General features: G+C 65.9%; 15 protein-coding genes and 1 tRNA gene. 6 read left to right on the forward strand and 10 right to left on the reverse strand.

What is annotated here, in order from left to right; genetic code table 11:
• Nucleotides 1–9: 9 nt before the first annotated feature.
• Nucleotides 10–384, reverse strand: coding sequence for a GntR family transcriptional regulator (locus tag NU1_RS06060; protein WP_067518178.1), 375 nt, complete (start codon nt 382–384; stop codon nt 10–12).
• Nucleotides 385–390: 6 nt separating this feature from the next.
• Entirely contained in the window at nt 391–1,620 is a 1,230-nt protein-coding gene (gene arcA, locus NU1_RS06065) for an arginine deiminase (RefSeq protein WP_067518180.1), read from the reverse strand.
• A 103-nt stretch (nt 1,621–1,723) separates the two neighbouring features.
• Here arcA and soxR point away from each other — a divergent pair, with 103 nt between their 5' ends.
• Complete coding sequence (gene soxR / locus NU1_RS06070; RefSeq protein ID WP_067518182.1) at nt 1,724–2,245, forward strand: redox-sensitive transcriptional activator SoxR; 522 nt, start codon at nt 1,724–1,726, stop codon at nt 2,243–2,245.
• On the opposite strand, the gene NU1_RS06075 is transcribed toward soxR, so the two are convergent.
• The 7 genes from NU1_RS06075 to NU1_RS06105 form a co-directional block, all read right to left on the reverse strand.
• Nucleotides 2,220–3,068, reverse strand: coding sequence for an SDR family oxidoreductase (locus tag NU1_RS06075; protein WP_067518184.1), 849 nt, complete (start codon nt 3,066–3,068; stop codon nt 2,220–2,222). The genes soxR and NU1_RS06075 overlap by 26 nt on opposite strands.
• Before the next feature lie 98 nt (nt 3,069–3,166).
• Nucleotides 3,167–4,981, reverse strand: coding sequence for a putative bifunctional diguanylate cyclase/phosphodiesterase (locus tag NU1_RS06080; protein ID WP_067518402.1), 1,815 nt, complete (start codon nt 4,979–4,981; stop codon nt 3,167–3,169).
• A 67-nt stretch (nt 4,982–5,048) separates the two neighbouring features.
• Entirely contained in the window at nt 5,049–7,196 is a 2,148-nt protein-coding gene (locus NU1_RS06085; RefSeq protein ID WP_067518186.1) for an Rv1355c family protein, read from the reverse strand.
• Nucleotides 7,193–7,948, reverse strand: a complete 756-nt coding sequence (locus NU1_RS06090) for a hypothetical protein (protein WP_169815001.1) — start codon at nt 7,946–7,948, stop codon at nt 7,193–7,195. Before NU1_RS06090 ends, NU1_RS06085 begins: the two co-directional genes overlap by 4 nt.
• 254 nt (nt 7,949–8,202) lie before the next feature.
• Nucleotides 8,203–8,637, reverse strand: a complete 435-nt coding sequence (locus tag NU1_RS06095) for an effector binding domain-containing protein (protein WP_067518190.1) — start codon at nt 8,635–8,637, stop codon at nt 8,203–8,205.
• Nucleotides 8,634–9,077, reverse strand: coding sequence for a GyrI-like domain-containing protein (locus tag NU1_RS06100; RefSeq protein WP_067518192.1), 444 nt, complete (start codon nt 9,075–9,077; stop codon nt 8,634–8,636). Before NU1_RS06100 ends, NU1_RS06095 begins: the two co-directional genes overlap by 4 nt.
• Nucleotides 9,078–9,203: 126 nt before the next feature.
• Nucleotides 9,204–9,905 carry a trimeric intracellular cation channel family protein gene (locus tag NU1_RS06105; RefSeq protein WP_067518194.1) on the reverse strand — a complete coding sequence of 234 codons (702 nt, stop codon included), beginning with the start codon at nt 9,903–9,905 and terminating at the stop codon, nt 9,204–9,206.
• Nucleotides 9,906–10,021: 116 nt separating this feature from the next.
• Here NU1_RS06105 and NU1_RS06110 point away from each other — a divergent pair, with 116 nt between their 5' ends.
• The 5 genes from NU1_RS06110 (at nt 10,022) to NU1_RS06130 (ending at nt 13,869) form a co-directional block, all read left to right on the forward strand.
• On the forward strand, nt 10,022–10,741 hold the full coding sequence (locus NU1_RS06110; protein WP_371859770.1) for a uracil-DNA glycosylase: 720 nt from the start codon (nt 10,022–10,024) through the stop codon (nt 10,739–10,741).
• A gap of 219 nt (nt 10,742–10,960) precedes the next feature.
• On the forward strand, nt 10,961–11,572 hold the full coding sequence (locus NU1_RS06115; RefSeq protein WP_067518405.1) for a TetR/AcrR family transcriptional regulator: 612 nt from the start codon (nt 10,961–10,963) through the stop codon (nt 11,570–11,572).
• A 105-nt stretch (nt 11,573–11,677) separates the two neighbouring features.
• A tRNA-Ala gene (locus NU1_RS06120) sits at nt 11,678–11,753 on the forward strand.
• A 371-nt stretch (nt 11,754–12,124) separates the two neighbouring features.
• A complete protein-coding gene (locus tag NU1_RS06125) occupies nt 12,125–13,075 on the forward strand; it encodes an ATP-binding cassette domain-containing protein (protein WP_067518196.1) in 951 nt (316 codons plus the stop codon).
• Nucleotides 13,072–13,869 (forward strand): ABC transporter permease, encoded by a 798-nt coding sequence (locus NU1_RS06130; RefSeq protein WP_067518198.1) that lies wholly within the window; start codon nt 13,072–13,074, stop codon nt 13,867–13,869. The genes NU1_RS06125 and NU1_RS06130 overlap by 4 nt, the downstream gene beginning before the upstream one ends.
• Here the strand turns inward: NU1_RS06130 and NU1_RS06135 are convergent.
• Nucleotides 13,847–17,002, reverse strand: coding sequence for an ATP-binding protein (locus NU1_RS06135; RefSeq protein ID WP_067518407.1), 3,156 nt, complete (start codon nt 17,000–17,002; stop codon nt 13,847–13,849). The genes NU1_RS06130 and NU1_RS06135 overlap by 23 nt on opposite strands.
• Nucleotides 17,003–17,020 lie beyond the last annotated feature (18 nt).

Raw genomic sequence — 17,020 nt, forward strand, 5'->3', positions numbered from 1 at the left:
ACCGCGGCACTACTGGCTGGCGCTGCCCTCGCCCAGCGCGGCGCGCAGATACCGCAATGCCGCCTCGTCATCGAGTCCTAGCCGCCGGATGACAGCCACATAGTCGGTGGCCGCGCGCCCAGCCGTATCGCTGGTCGGATCCCCCGAGGACGCGATGAAAGACCCCAATCTGCCCCGGGTTTCGAGCACGCCGTCCTGTTCGAGCTCGCGATAGGCCCGCGCCACCGTATTCGGCGCGAGCCGCAATTGCGCCGCCAGCGCGCGCACCGTGGGAATTTTCGTCCCGGCGGCCAGCTCACCGGATCGCACCCGAGCGAGAACCCCCTGCCGAAGCTGTTCGTAGGGCGGCACCGTCGAGTTGTGGTCGACCGGGATATCCAACATGGTCTCTCACACCTCCTCACGCGATAGCGGGCAGGACAGGCAGCGCGGACCACCACGACCGGAACCCAATTCGGAACCCGGAATGGGCAATACCTCGATACCCGCGTCCGCCAGCCGCGCATTGGTCATCCCATTGCGCTCGTAGGCGACGACCACGCCGGGCGCGAGCGCCAGGGTGTTGTTACCGTCATCCCATTGCTCGCGTTCGGCGGCGACGCCGTCCAGACCGGTATCGACCACCCTTAGTTTGCCGATACCCATCGCATCGGCCGCCACACGTAGGAATGGGTCCGGGCCGCCGATAATCGCGCCGCCACCGTCCTTCTTACGAATGGTGAAGGCACACATCGAGTTCTGCACCGCCGGGTACATCACCACCGCGTCGACGTCGACCATGGTGCATACCGTGTCCAGATGCATGGTCGCACGGGTCTGCGCGATCGGCACGACAAGTACGGTATGAGCCAGGTCATCCTCGAACAGACTGCGCGCCAAGGCTTCCGCACCCGCCGGGGAGGTACGCTCCCCCACCCCGACCGCCACCACGCCCGGTGCCAGCAGCAGCACATCGCCACCCTCGATGGGCGCGGTATGCGATTCGTAGGCACGCCGCACGCCCAGGAAGCGCGGATGGAAGGCGTAGATCAGATCGGTGAGCGAGGTTTCCCGCGCCCGCGCGGGCATGGCGAGGGAGGTAATCGCGAAGCGCGGGCCCACCCAGAGCGAGGAATCGCGGGTGAACAGCAGATTCGGCAGCGGATCGATGACGAAATCGTGCCCGTGATGCATGCGCCGCACCAGCGAGGTGGCGTCCGGCCCGAACGGCAGTTCGTCGAAAGTCATTCCGGCCATGAGAATCTGGGCCAGCTCCGGGGCGGGCACCGTACGCAGGTACGCGGCGAGTTCGTCGGCGAGCACATGTCCCAGCCGCCGCGCGTCCACCGCACCAGAAATGCCCTGGATCCGGGCGGCTCCGCTCACCCGCAAGGTCTCGGTGAGCAGATCGGCCAGCAGCAGCACCTCCACCCCGCGCCCGCGCAGCACCTCGGCGAAGATGTCGTGCTCCTGCTGCGCGCGTTCCACCCAGGGAATGGCGTCGAACAGCAACTGGTCGTTATTGCGCGGCGTAAGTCGCCGCAACTCGTCGCCCGGCCGATGCAGGAGCACCGTGCGCAGCGCACCGACCTCGGAGGTCACGGAAAACGGTCGCGCCGGGGACGCAGCCTCTGTTCCCATGACACGACGGTAGTTCGCATTTGCCCCGAAGGCATGGAATTGGGGCCATGCGGGGGCTTGTGCCTACTCGACGCCCCTGAAAAACCTCGAGTAGTGTTCAGGTATGCAACACGCGTCTTGGCAAGCGAAGGAATTGACCCCGGGACAGCTGTCCGAGCGCAGCGGGGTCGCGGTGTCGGCATTGCACTTCTACGAGCGCGAGGGGTTGATCGGCAGTCGCCGCACCAGCGGCAATCAGCGGCGGTATCCGCGCGAGACATTGCGGCGGGTGGCGTTCATTCGCATTTCGCAGCAGGTCGGGATTCCGCTCGCGGAAATCCGCAAGGCCCTCGAAACCCTGCCGGATGGCCGCACCCCCACGCGCCGCGACTGGGAAACCCTGTCCACCACCTGGCGCACCGACCTCGACGATCGCATCGAACAACTGATCCGCCTGCGCGACAACCTCACCGGCTGCATCGGCTGCGGCTGCCTGTCCCTGGGCACCTGCAAACTCGTCAACGCCCACGACCACCTGGGCGAAGAAGGCCCGGGCGCCCGCACCCTCGATGTGCACGCCGCGGAGACCTGCACCAAACCACAGCAGGACGCCTGCGTACCTACCGCTTCGGCAGAAAGCTGTTGAACAGGTCGTTGGCGCGGCGCATGAAGAATTCGTAGGGCCAGGCGAATTTGCGGGCCCACCAGTAGCCGAAGCGAATATCGAACGAGCTGTAGACGATGAAACGCTTCTTGGCGATACCCTTCAGAATCGCCGCGGCCACCTGTTCCGGCTTGACCGCGTGCTCCTGGAAACGGCCGACCCACTTCTGGATTCGCGGATCGTCACGGTCCACCCCGGCGATCTGCACCGACTGCACCAGCGGTGTATTCACCCCGCCCGGCACCACCAGGTGCACGTCGATATCGTGCCGTTCCAGATCGAACCGCAGCACCTCGGACAGGCCGCGCAGACCGTACTTGCTCGCGCTGTAGGCGGCATGCCACGGCAGCGCCAGCAGACCGGCCGCCGAGGACACATTCACCAGCGCCCCGCCCTTACCGGCCTCGACCATGGGTGGAATGAAATTCTCGATCACATGGATGGGTCCCATCAGATTGACGTCCACCATCTGCTTCCAATGCCGATGCTCGAGATTCTCGACCGTGCCCCAGGCCGACACCCCCGCCACATTCATGACCACATCGAGCGTCCCGAGCTGCTCGTGCACATCCTTGGCGAATTCGGTGACCGCGTCGTAGTCACTGATATCCAGGGCCCGCGTGTACTCGACGACACCGCCCGGCGCGCGCACCAGCTCGACGGTTTCCTCCAGCCCGGCCGCGTTCAGGTCGGTGAGCACCAGCCGCGCGCCATCCCGCCCGGCAGCCAGGGCGGTAGCCCTGCCGATACCGCTGGCCGCCCCGGTGATCAGTGTCAACTTGCCGTTCAAGCTCTTGTCGCGCACGACGGTTCCCCTCGGAATTGCCCGCTATGTCCACCGCACGCTACTACGTGCGATGTCTGGGTCGCATGCCACGAATCCCTGGTTCGAGCCCCCAATTCTCAGGGGTTCGGGGCGCGGCCGGTGCCGGGTAGGTCCAGGTCGAGCGCGATCCGCCCCGCCGCCAGATGCTGCTCCACCTCATCGGCGGGCATGGGCCGCGCGATCAGGAAGCCCTGGGCGCGATAGCAGCCCAGCGCCACCAGGGTGCGCGCCGCTACGGTGGTCTCCACACCCTCGCCGACCACCCCGAGACCGAAGGAACCGGCCAGTCCCACAATGGATTTCACAATGGCGAGATCGTCGGCACTGGCACCCAGCCGCTGCACGAACCCGCGGTCGATCTTCACCGCGTCCACCGGCAGTGCCTTCAGATGCGACAGCGAACTGTAGCCGGTACCGAAATCGTCGATGGCGATCTGCACGCCCATCCGCTTGAGGCCGCGCAGGGTCACCTGGGTGCGCGCCAGATCCTGCACCACCACATGTTCGGTGATCTCCAGGCAGACCGACGAACCGTCGATCCCGAACCGCCGCAGGATATCTTCCATGGTCTCGACGAAGTCGAGGCTCACCAGCTGCACCGGCGACACATTGATTCGAATGACCACATTCGACGCCAGCCCACGCCGCCGCCACTTCGCGAACTGCTCACACGCCGAACGAATCACCCAGCGCCCCAGCTCACCCGCGAGATTGGTGGCCTCCGCGACCCCCACGAACGCCCCCGGCGGCAACATACCGCGCGTCGGATGCTGCCACCGCACAAGAGCTTCCAGCGCAACCACGCGCCCCGTGCGCAAATCCACCTCGGGCTGATAGTGCAGCAGTAACGAACCATCCGCGACCGCACCGCGCAGGTTCAGCTCCACATCGTCCTGCAGTTCGAACTGGGCGCGCATGGCGTCGGTGAACACGGCGACCCCATTGCCGCCACTGGATTTCGCGGACAGCAGTGCGTGATCGGCGCGCCGCAGCACATCCGCCACCGTGGTTTCACCTGGAATCCCCAGTGCCACACCAACACTCGCACCGCGACTCACACTCTCCCCACCCACGGTCACCCGTTGGCCGATGAGATGGCGGATCAGCGAGGCCGCTTCCTCGGCAGCAACGGCGTCCATCGGCTTGGCGGGCACGATGACGAATTCGTCGCCGCCCAGGCGGGCGATCATATCGGCGGGATCGAGATTCTCCCGTAGTCGCGTGGACAGGGTCTGAATGAAGTTGTCACCCGCGGTGTGCCCCAGAAAATCGTTGAGCGCCTTCAATCTATCCAGATCCAGGAAGAAGGCCGCCACCGGACCAGGATTGCCGGATCGTAGCCGATCTTCCATATGTTCGAGTAGGGATCTCCGGTTCGCGAGCCCGGTAAGATCATCATGCATTGCGATGTAGCGAAGCCGCTCCTCAGCCGCTACACGCGCTTGCAGTTGCGCGAAAAGCGCAGCAATTGCCTTGAGCACGTTTATTTCTCGGGTACTCCATTCCCGATCGCCCTCTTTGATGAACCCCAACACACCCGTGGGCACGTCACGCGACACCAGAGGCACAGCGGCAGCGGATACGGCAGCCATTCCGGCCGATCGCTGGATCAGGTTCTGATAGTCGGCGAATTCAGGGGTGGGCCGGATGATCATCGGCTCCGTCGCATGCTCGAGCTTCACAAACAGCGACGGGCTCTCGTCGAAATAGGCGATCCGCAAGGGATCCGGTTCACCGGAGGCAGGTCGGCGCGGCCATTCCGCGATCAGCACCGAAGCACGACGTTCCTCGTCGGTGTAGCGCAGGAAGCTGAAATCGACATCGAAATGGTCGACCAGCCAAGAGAGCACCCGTTCACTCGCCGCCGCCATGGTCGTGGCGTCGACCGCCATCAACTCGGAGGCGACCTGGGTCACCAATGAGTCGAGCGTTCGCCGAGGCACCTAGTCTCCGATCGCACTAACTGCGGGTGTCCGCGCCCGGTGTCGGAAGGCGCCTGCTGCGAGCCGAGACCTCCGCCGCATAACTGAGGCGAAGAACCAACGCCAGCGTTTCGCTTTCAGGCACTTCCAACAGGTCCATGAAGCGGCCCTGAAGTGACGCTAGTGTATCGGCGAACTCCGGGGAAACCGTATGCAAGTCACCGGGGCGTCTTGCGAACAGAAACACCGGAGATACTGGTTGCACTGCCAGTCCCTGTTGTTCCGCGGCGATCCACACGCGTTGGACCGCCTCACCCACCCGCGCATACGCAGCCAATTCGGCGAGATCGCCCGGCGGTGGGGCCGAGAAGGTCACCACCGCAACCGCCGAACTGGACCGCACCTGATCGCGGGTGCTGTTTCCCAGCGTGACACCGCCCGACCACGCGCGCAGTTGGTCCATCACGTCGGCCCGCCGGACGATCTCGAGGATGGCTAGGTCATCGGGGGGAAGTTCCACTGTTCGCAGGTCCAGACCGGTTCGCAGGTCGTCGCCGGGCCATCGCAACTCAGCGAACATTTCCTGATGCAGCTGGGGCGTCAGGTATCGCGCACGGTCGGAGTCCGCAAACACCTGCGCGGCACTGTCGATATCGACCCGCCCGGTCAGCCAGCGCAGACCCGCGCCAGCTGCTTTTGCTGTGGCGGCGAGCGCATCCAGCGTCGACTCCGCGACTGGCGCTCCGGTGCCGAGCTGCCGATTGGTCTGCCGGGCGAGTAGCGCAGGATAATCCCGGGCTAGTTGGGGATCTGAATCGGCTCCGAGTCGCAGCGCCGCCGTAAGGAGCGCCGGTCCGCCAAGCCGGAATTCGCTCTGCCCCAGCAAACCTTGCGCAGCGGCAGCGGCGCGCGCGTTGTATAGCGCCGCCCCCACTGCCAGCGCACTACCGCGGTAGCCGATATCCATAATCGATGTGCGTTCGGGCGCGAGCGCGATAGTGACCGTGTCGCCATCCACCTCGAGCATCCATGGCTGCGCGTTGCCACCCGAGGGCGCGCGTTGGGCACATGAAAGCACGGCCGCGATTCCCGATTCCTGCACAGTCGACTCAATCGGGTCCTCGACCCACTCGAGTCGACTGTCCGGTGCTGGTTCGGCAAGTTCATTCAAGCAGCGGTCGATGTCGACCCTGGTTCGCCCGGAGGGCAGTTTTTGACCGAGCCCGACGCGGCGCACCGCAGCCGCAACGGTGGCGCCACCGAGTTGCACTTCGCCGCCGAACTGTGGCCAACTGTTCAGGGTCTCCCCGATTTCCACCATACTGGCCGCGAGTTTGTCGGACAGATTGCGACCGTCCAGTATTCGGATGACATAGGGGGCCTTATCACGGGTGGACAACCCCCGCAGGTCTGCGCCACTGACATCGCCGAGGAGCCCGTGGAACAGTTGGCGCGTCGGTTCCAGGTCGAAGCGTTCCACGTCTAGCAGCCCTCGGTCGTTGGATTGCATGATCAAGGGCAGCTGGTGGCGACGGGCACCTTCACGCACCGCGACCTTGGTATCGAGCGAATCACATTCCTCGACGACAATAGACAGTCCATGGAGGAAGTCATCAAGGTTCTCGTCGGTGATCCCGTTGTGGAAGATTTCGACGGGTAGGTACGGGTCGAGCTCGGCTATCCGCCGGGCAGCGACAACGGCCTTGTTCACCCCGATGTCGAACAAGGTACCTGGCACTCTGTTCAGATTGGCCAGCTCGAGGGTGTCGAAGTCCGCCAGCCGTAGTCGGCCACAGATGCCCTCCAAGGCCAAAACATACGCGACGGAATGTCCGACGCTCTGGCCGACGACGCCAACCGTTTGACGTCCGAGCGTTTCCTGTTCGTCGCGAGTGAGATTGTTGCGATTGCGGTCGAGACGAACCGTACGCAGCAATTCGGGGCCCGGGAGAGCGACCACCGTGCGCCGCCACGGATAATAAACCCATCTGTCAGATCGAGGCCCTTCGGACAATTCCGGCGGCGCTACCAATCCTTCGAATTCGAGGCGCAGCGAATTGCGCAAATCAGTGAATTCGACACACGCATCGGCACGCAGAGCTGCGAGTCGTTCAGCGTCTTCAGGGTTGGATTTATCCAATAGCAGCGGCCGGTATTCCCCGGCCACAGGTGACTCCGCGATCATGCTTGAGCCAGTCCGTCGCCTCGCAACCATTCAACCGGCGGCACCTTTCCGTTGACCGTGAGCTCGGCCAGTTCCGCGTCGATCAACCGCACCTGCGAAACACTGGCAACGGATCGATATGTTCGCAAATCCCACCACACTGGCACAGTCCGATAACGATCATCCGGATACGAGGCCGCCGGAATCCACCATGGCGCCCTCGCGCCGCTGGATCGGTACCGCTCAAGGGCATGTTCGGGTGAAACACCCACTCCATACCGAACTCCCAGCAATACCATGCAGTGCACGATGGCCCTGGCGACCCCGGCCGCCAATTCGGAGCGATGCTCCGCTTCGCGGGCGGTCCACCCCGCCTTCGTTTCGATCACACCCTCAGGGATCTGATCGGCGACCAACTTGCGGAACGCGGCCTCGCCGGGCAGTCCAGCCCAGTCCGCTACCGCGTGCACCTCGTCGACGTGCTTGTGCGGCCCCTCCGCGCGCACGCCCGCGACGGCCTTTCCGTTCGGGTCCAACGCAACGAAGAACATAGAAGTGGAATGGCCCTCGATGACCGTGTCGTATTCGAGCGCGTCCTCAGACCCGTAACGTTGGTAAACGCGCAGTGCTCCGTCCATGCATTCGCGCCACAAGATCGGATGAGCCCGCGGAGTGCCCGCAAGGAACCTACACCCGGACTGCGTATCGCGAAATTGGAGCATGCCGTCACCAGGGCCTTCTGCCGGGACCACCGCGATCGGTTCGACTGCCATATAGTTCCACTCCACTACCGCACACGTTTCCCAAGCTGTTGCCTGGTCCCCACCCCGATACGGCCATGTATCGACCGTGCCCGGCATGGACACCTAGGGGAGTATCCGCCACGGGGATGGAATTGTCCAGGCGTCTGGCAAATCTCCCGGAACCCTAATGCGGATGCGGAAACTCACCCCGCTCAGACCATTGCTATCAGTCATGAAACTCAACCACAAGACTGGTTGGTTCTCATTCAGTTAACAATTGGCAATCAGATTAGGATGGAGATGAAAAGCTCGACTTCGGCGGTCCCCCGCCAGATCTCGATCTCTTCACGGTAGGCCCGGGTAATCTCCGCGGAGGCCGTCGCGTCGTCGACCTGCGCCCATACGTCCTCGACGGGATCGTGGTAGTCGCCATTGGGCTGAAAGCGGGCGTAGACGCCCTTGGGGACCTGGATCAGCAGGTCGCCGACCGGCGCTTCGTCCACGGCCGGGTACTCGTAGGACACCAGCACGTTGTAGTTGCCCGCCGGATCGGGCAGGAACACCGTAGCCAGGGGCTTTTCGGCGCCATAGCGCTCGCGCAGGCGGTCGCGCAGGAACTCGATGAGTTCACTGTTGCTGACCTTGAAACTGGGGCGCACCCGGGGAACCACCAGGCCGCCGTAGATCGCGCCGGGGCGCACCACGATGGAGTAGGTCATGACGGCTCGACCGCCAGGTACAGATCGATCTTGTAGGCGTGCGGGTAGCACTCGAAATCGCCGGTGTAGGTGCGCTTGATGTGCTTGTGCTCCTCCGCGAAGGCGATCTGGGTCCACAGGTCGGTCATGACCTGGGGGAAGTTGCCGACCGACGAGAATTTGGCGTAGGTGCCGCGCGGCAGCCGGGCCACCAGGTGGCCGCGGGTGACGTCATCGAAGGAGGTGCACTGGTAGCCCACGATCTGGGTGTTGTAGGTGCCCAGGTCGGGGACGTAATCGGTATAGGCCGCGGCCAGCGGGCCGCCGAGATCCTGATGCAGGAGCGCCGCCCAGGCGACCTCCAGATCATGGTCGCGCAGTTCACCGAGCGCGCGTTTCGGGCTGCGCACCGGAAGACCGGCAACCCACGTCTCGTCCCGCTCGACGATCTCAAACTGCATGGAAGGAACTCTCTCGAGGTTTGATGGCATGGGCAGCTGTGCAATCCATATCGCCCGCGTCGGCCAGCATCGACATGCTACCAACGGTGTTTGCCGGGACTCGGCGACACGACCGGGGCGGGGGTCTCACGACTCGCCTGCCGGATCGGCTACCTCGGGCGAGTCGTCGCCGCGACGACGACGGTGCGGACGAGCCATCGGGGCGCGCCAATGTAGGCGCAGAGCCAGGACGCGCACGCCGAACGCACCCGCCCCGGCGAGTGCGCCCGCCCAGTAGGTATAGAGGTCGAAGTGCAGCAGGGCCGCGGTGGTCGCCGCACCGATCAGGGCCGGAATGGCGTAGACCTCCTCGTCGGGGCGCAACAGACTCGGCGTGCGGCCGCCGAGCAGATCGCGGATCACGCCACCGCCCGCCGCGGTCACCACGCCGAGCGCTGCGGCCGAATGCGCCGGAAATCCGTGTTGATACGCGCTGAGGGTGCCCGTTACGCAGAAGATGCCCAGGCCAACGGCATCGGCCATATCCAGGGGTCCGCGAACGAATCGCCGCGGCGGATGCCAGAAGAAGATGAGCAGGGCGGCGAGGGTGGCAGTGAGCGGGTAACGCCACTGGTCAAAGGCCACCGGCGGGGTTTCGCCGATAATCACATCGCGCAGGATGCCACCGCCGAGAGCAGTGCAGACGGCGAGCACCACAATGCCGATCAGGTCGAAACGCTTGTGGACCGCCAATAGCGCACCCGATATGGCAAATGCGAAGACGCCCAGCAGATCTCCCACATTCTGGACGGCATCGGCGGCGCTACCGAACTCCACGAGGTCGGCCATGCACCGCTCCCTTCCCATATCGCAAACCTTCGGCTATTCGCGCCAAGTATGCCCGGTCTGCCGGTTTCATCCGGTCGCCACCCGCCCCGCTGAGCGGGCATGGTTCAGTGATCGGTGTGTGCCGCACGATCGCCGAGCTGGACACCACCATCGCCGACTGCCGCGCCTGCCCGCGGTTGGTGCTCTGGCGCGAACAGGTCGCCCACGATAAGCGCGCCGCCTTCCGGGACGAAACCTATTGGGGCCGTCCGGTTCCCGGGTACGGACCCGAGGATGCGAAGCTGCTGGTGGTGGGGTTGGCCCCGGCCGCGCACGGGGGTAATCGCACCGGGCGCATGTTCACCGGGGACCGCAGCGGAGATGTGCTCTACGCCGCCATGTACGAGGTCGGCCTCGCCACCCAGCCCACCGCCACCCGCGTCGGCGACGGCCTCCGCCTGCTCGGCGCCCGCGTCACCGCACCCGTGCACTGCGCACCCCCCGACAACAAACCCACCCCCGATGAACGCGACCGTTGCCGCCATTGGCTGGTCACCGAGCTGGGATTATTGGCACCGACGCTGCGGTCCGTCGTATCGCTGGGTGGCTGGGGCTGGCAGGTGCTGCTTCCCGCACTGGCCGAATCCGGTTGGGCGGTACCGAAACCCCGGCCCAAATTCGGCCACGGGGCGCACTTCGAACTCGCACCGACCGCATTCGGCCGTGCTCCCCTACATCTGTTCGGCAGCTATCACGTCAGTCAGCGGAATACCTTCACCGGTCTGCTCACCCCCGCGATGCTGGAAGACGTGCTGGCCGAAGCGGCGCGGGCGGCAGGGCTGCCCGGCCGTCGATAGACCCGATGACGAGCGCGGCCCAATCGTGCACTTTCTCCTGTGCACGGGCGGGAACGCGTCGCTACCGCGCCGAAAGTGCACGAATACAACGCCCGCTGAGTCAGCGGCCGGCCCGAAGGCCGCGCTCCCAGCCATACCCACCAACACCCGACTCGATACGATGCGGTCGTGAGCAGGGGCGATGACATCGTGGCAGCGGCGGGAGCCGAGACCGGCACGATGGCCGGGCCGAAGGCCGGGCGTCGGCGAGCCGAGACGCGACAGCGGCTACTGGACGCCGCCTTCGACGCGTTCGCCGACGAGGGCTTCGGGCGGTGTTCCGTTGAACAGGTCTGTGAGCGGGCAGGATTCACCCGTGGGGCGTTCTATTCGAACTTCACCTCGCTCGAAGAGTTGTTCCTCGCCATGTGGGAGCAACGGTCGGCACGCATGCTGACCGAGGTCCAAGCGGTGCTGGACACCCCCACCTCCGCGACGGTCCGCGAACCCCGGCAGGTGGTGGAACACGTCCTGCACGCGGTTCCGCTGGACGACAAGTGGTTTCGCATAACCGCCGAGTTCACCGCACACGCCATGCGCACCCCCGCGCTCCGCCGCGCGATGGTCGCCCGCGAAGACTCCATCGCCGCCGCCCTCACTCCGATAGTGGTGACCCTCCTGGAACGAGCGGGCCGCACCGTCCCCGACCCCAGAGCCCTGGGCCGCGCCCTGGTGGCAGTCCACGACGGCACCCTCACCCAATGCCTCCTCGAACCAGACAACCCAGCCGTCCGCGAGCACCGGATCGACCTCTTCCTACAGGTGGTACTGGCCTACAGCACCCCCACCTGACGCCAACCGCCCTCCCCGAGAAAACCGCCCATAACCAGCCGATTCGGAGACTCCCCCCGCCACCTGCTAAAGTCTTCCAACGCAAGCCGGTAACGGTGAGCGGCTGGGGCTATAGCGCAGTTGGTAGCGCGTCTCGTTCGCATCGAGAAGGTCAGGGGTTCGATTCCCCTTAGCTCCACCAAAGGTGACATTGTACGAACCGTTCCCGTTGGGGCCGGTACCGCGGAAGCGGTACCGGCCCCAACGTCGTTTCCGGGTTGGGGGATGCGGAAGGTGGGGACAAGCCGGTCGGGCCGGTAATCGCGACTTGGGCGACCATGGATTCGATGAGAGCGTCGGCTTGGGTGCGGGTTCTCGACCTCGAAGCGGTGAGGTGCCGCGCGGTCGCTTACACGGGCGGCCACCGCGTCCGCGAGATGCGGCGGCCGTTCGGCGTTCGGACCGGTGCGACCAGGCGTATTCCTGTGAAAGCGAGATGTAACCGCCGTGTATGCGGGGGCCTGCACTCTTCTCTCAACAGCGACCGCGGGTCGCGAATCGGAGGAGGAGAACATGACGACAGGTAACCGCTCACCGGCGATCACAGCCACGGGATTGCGGAAATCCTACGGCGACCACGTGGTGCTGGACGGCATCGATCTGCATGTGGCAGCGGGGACCATCTTCTCGCTGCTCGGCCCCAACGGCGCGGGCAAAACCACGACCGTGCAGATGCTCACCACGCTCATCGCCGCCGACAGCGGCGAAATGCGGGTCGCCGGACACGATGTCAGCCGCGATCCCGATGCGGTACGGGCGGCCATCGGGCTCACCGGGCAGTTCGCGGCCGTCGACAATCTGCTCACCGGTGCGGAGAACCTGGCCATGATGGCGACGCTGCACCACCTCGGCCGCAAAGAGCGCAAGCAGCGGGTCGCCGATCTGATCGAACAGTTCGATCTGGTGGACGCCGCGAAGAAACCGGCGTCGACCTACTCCGGAGGTATGCGCCGACGGCTCGATATCGCCATGGGACTGGTCGGCAATCCGGAGGTGCTCTTCCTGGACGAGCCGACCACCGGACTCGATCCGCGCAGTCGCCGGGCGGTGTGGCGGCTGGTGCGGGAACTGGTCGCCAATGGCACCACCGTCTTCCTCACCACACAGTATCTGGAGGAGGCCGATCAGCTAGCGGATCGGATCGCCCTGCTGGACAACGGCAAGGTGGTCGCCCAGGGCACCCCGGACGAGCTGAAACAGCTTGTGCCCGGCGGACACATCACCCTGAAGTTCACCGAACCGCGCGTCCTGACCGCGGCCGCCGGACTGCTCGGCGCGACCACGGTCGACGAGGACGAACTCACCCTGCAGGTGCCCAGCGACGGTGGCGTCGCCGCCCTGCACACCCTGCTCGACACCCTCAGCGGCGCCGCCATCCAGGCCAGCGCGCTCTCGGTACACACCCCTGACCTCGATGATGTCTTCCTCGCCCTCACCGGCCGCCCGAAGGAGTCCGTGCGATGAGCACCACCACCATGAAGTACGCCGTCACCGACTCGCTCATGATGCTGCGCCGCAGCATGCTGCACATCGCGCGGTACCCGTCCATGACGCTGCCGCTCATCATCGGGCCGATCGTGTTCCTCTTCCTGTTCGTGTACGTCTTCGGCGGCACCCTCGGGGCCGGACTCGACGGAAGTTCCGGCGGGCGCGCCGATTACGTGAACTACGTGACGCCCGGCATTCTGCTGCTGACCGTGGCAGGTGCGGCCACCGCGACCGCGGTCTCGGTCGCCACCGATATGACCCAGGGCATCGTGGCGCGCTTCCGCACCATGTCGATCTTCCGACCGTCACTGCTGACCGGGCATGTGCTGGGCAGTGTCATCCAAACGCTGCTGAGCGTCGCGGTGGTGCTCGGCGTGGCCGTGGCCATCGGCTTCCGGCCCAATGCCAATCCCGCTGAATGGCTTGCCGCCGTGGGCATCCTGACCATGCTCATCTTCGCCATCACCTGGGTCGCCGTCATCATGGGCCTGGTCAGCGATACTGTCGAGACCGCCAGCAATCTGCCCATGCTGCTCATGCTGCTGCCCTTCTTCGGCAGCGGCTTCGTCCCCACCGATTCCATGCCGGGCTGGCTGGCCGCCATTGCCGAGAACCAGCCCTTCACCCCGGTCATGGAAACCCTGCGCGGCCTGCTGATGGGCACCGAGATGGGTAACAGCCCGTGGATCGCTATGGCCTGGTGCGCCGGCATCACCGCCGCGGCCTTCGCCGGATCGGTCGCACTGCTCAACCGCGAGCCGGGTCGCTAGTTCGCCCCGCCAGTACGGCCAGCGCCGCCGCCCGCAGCTCGGGAACCGCCAAGGTCGCGTATGTCGAGATCGCCTCGACATACGCGGCCTTATCGGCGTTCCCGGCGCATTCGCGAATGCTCCTGCTGGACATGGTCGGATGGAATTGGCGCGGCGGATCGAAGCGTTCGGCGAGGGCGATCATGCGAACGGCCGAAGCCGGCTGTCCGCGTTCGAGATCAACCAGGGCCAGTGCCAGCAGGACCGCACCGCAGGCGGTCAGCTCGGTCAGATGGCCGCCCGGCTGGGTCGCGGGATTCTCCAGTAGCGCGGTCAGCTGGGTGGGCAGTTCCGCCACCAGGCCCGCGACCAGATCCAGCCGGTGCTGACGCGCGTGTGCCAGCACCGCCGCCGAGCGGCCTTCCAGCGTCCACACCTGCACGTCGCGCGGATCCGGTCGGAAGAACGGATTCTCTTCGTCGGCAAGCAGTTCGGCAATGCGCCGCCAGCGCCACAGACCCTCCTCGATGTCACCGCGCGCCAGCCTGATCTCGGCATCGGCGAGCAGCTTGTACGGGCGGGCGAAGGGGTCGGCGGAATCCGGTACGCGCACCAGCCAGTTCTGGGCCGCTTCGATATCGCCGAGTTGCAGGGCGGCCATGGCCAGGCCGACCATCAGATCGTCGCGGTCGGGGCGCGGTCCGAGGTCCTCGATCGCCTCGAGCGCCAGCTCGAGCTGATCGCGTGCCTGATCCGGTTGCTCGGACAGCAGCGCCAGCTTTCCGATGCGGCAGCGCGCCTGGTAGCACATCCAATTGTTCGGCGCGCGTTCGAAATCGGCGAGCATGCGCCGGGTGGCGGCGAGGGCTTCGGCGCGGTCGCCCAGCTGTTCGGCGCGGAAGCTCGCGACCGTATGGGCGACGCCCGCCAGTAGGGGTTGCGGATCCACGCACAGACGATCGAGCGCCCTGGTATCGGGGCCGAGCAGTTCGGGTGCGGCCACGAATACCGTGGCCACAGCGCGCATGAGCGTATTCGCCGGGGCGGCCGGAAGGCGACGCAGCACCAGCAGCGACCGCAGTTCGAAACCGCCCTGGGTGACACCGCTCAGCGCGCAGATGGCGGCAGCGGTGCGGGTGGCGTCCACATAGGCGGGCTCGGGGCTGTAATGCGAAAGGACCCAGACGCATTCGCCGACCACCTCGGCGATACGCGCATAGTGCGAGCCGACGTACCACCAGGGGCCCAGGGCCGAGAAGATGGCGGCGACGGTCGGGCCGTCGGCGCGACCGAGACCGTAGCGCAGGGCGCGCACGAGATTGTCTTGTTCGGCGCGCAGGGCGGTTGGCGCGGGCCAGGCCTTGAAGGCACTCTCGGTCTGTGATAGCCCGAAATCCCTTGCCCATGTGAGGAACCCGTCCAATGCTCGTTCCTCGTCGCCCGCTTCTTCGCAACGGACGGCGGCGAATTCCCGGACGGTTTCCAGCATGCGGAACCGGGTGCCGGATTCTCCCGGCACGACCTGGAGCAGCGACTGTTCGGCCAGATGCTCGAGCGCTTCCCAGGTTTCGTCCACCTCACCGCCGAGGAGCCGGTCGGCGGCCTCGACGGTGAATCCGCCCGGAAAGATCGACAGCAGCCGCATGGCGGCCTGTCCGTCCTCGTCCAGGAGATTCCAGCTCCAATCGACCACCGCGTGCAGGGTGCGGTGCCGCTGCGGTGCGTCCCGGGAACCAGTGCGCAGCAGGGCGAAACGATCCACCAGCCGACGTGACACCTCGGCGACCGACATGACCCGCACTCTGGCCGCGGCCAATTCGATGGCGAGCGGCAGTCCGTCCAGATGCGCGCACAGCTCCGCCACCTCCTGCTGCGGCAGTTCGATATCCGGGCGCACCGCACGGGCGCGCTGGCCGAACAGTTCCACGGCAGTGTCGGTCGTGAGAGCCGGGAGCAGATGCACTGTCTCGGAGGATAATCCGAGCGGAGCTCGGCTGGTGATGAGCACCCGCAGCTCCGGCGTCAGCGACACCAGTGCGCTGACCAGTGCCGCCACGCCCGCGATCACCTGCTCGCAATTGTCCAGAATAAGCAGGGCCGGGGCCGATCCCAGGGTGTGCGCGATCCCCGCGACGACGCTGTTGCGCTGTCCGGCCGACGGCGCGTCACCGATCCCGAGCGCACCCGCCACCTCCGCCGCCACCGCGCCGTCGTCCAGCACGCCCGCGAGTGGAACCAGATGAACCAAGCGCTGTTCGGCATCCCGCCCGATCGCGTGCGCGAGCCGCGTCTTCCCCAACCCACCCGGCCCGATGAGCGACACCACGCGCGCGGAGCGCAGCAGCGCGTTCACCGTGGCGATAGCGTCCGCGCGCCCGAGCAGCGGATTCGGATCATGTGGAATACCCTGCCGCACCACCGGTTCGTTGGCCCGCAGCAGTTGCCGGTACACCGATTGCAGCACCGCACCCGGATCCGCGCCGAGCTCGTCGCGCAGGACCCGCCGATGTTCGTCGTACCGAACCAGCGCGACCGACGCGCCCGCCGTATCGGCTTCGGCACGAAGCAATTCCGCCAGCACATCCTCATTGCGCGGATCCTCCGCCGCGAGCCCCGCCAGCGGCCCCACTGCCTCCGCATACCGCCCCAGCCGCGACAGGGTCAGCGCCCGCACCATGGACAGCGACCGGAATGCGGGCAGTCGCTCGATCCGCAACGCGGACACCGGATCATCCTCCCCCGCATCCCCGATTTCCCCGCCCCACAGCGCCAGCCCGGCCTCCGCCTGATCCAGCGCCGCCATATGATCCCCCGCCCGCAAATGCCGCTCGGCAGCAGCGGCCCGCACCTCCAGCGCCGTCGCATCGATCTGCTCGGCACTCAACGTCAGCCGATAGCCGGTGGGCGTACTCGCAATCAGATCAGCCCCCAACTGGGCCCGAGTCCGCGAAACCAACACCTGCAACGCTCCCTTGGCCGCCTTCCCTGCCCCCTCCTCCGCACCCTCGCCCCACACTCCCGCGACCAACCGCCCCGTGCTTGCCCCCGACCGCAGATCCATCGCCAGCAGGGCCAGCAAAGCCCGAGACCGCGCCCCCGAAATTTCCCGCCCCCGCACCGCAATATCCGCCAACAACGTCAACTCAATAGCCACGCCCACACCGTAATGGCC

It is taken from the genome of Nocardia uniformis NBRC 13702 (assembly GCF_001613345.1).
GTDB lineage: Bacteria > Actinomycetota > Actinomycetes > Mycobacteriales > Mycobacteriaceae > Nocardia > Nocardia uniformis.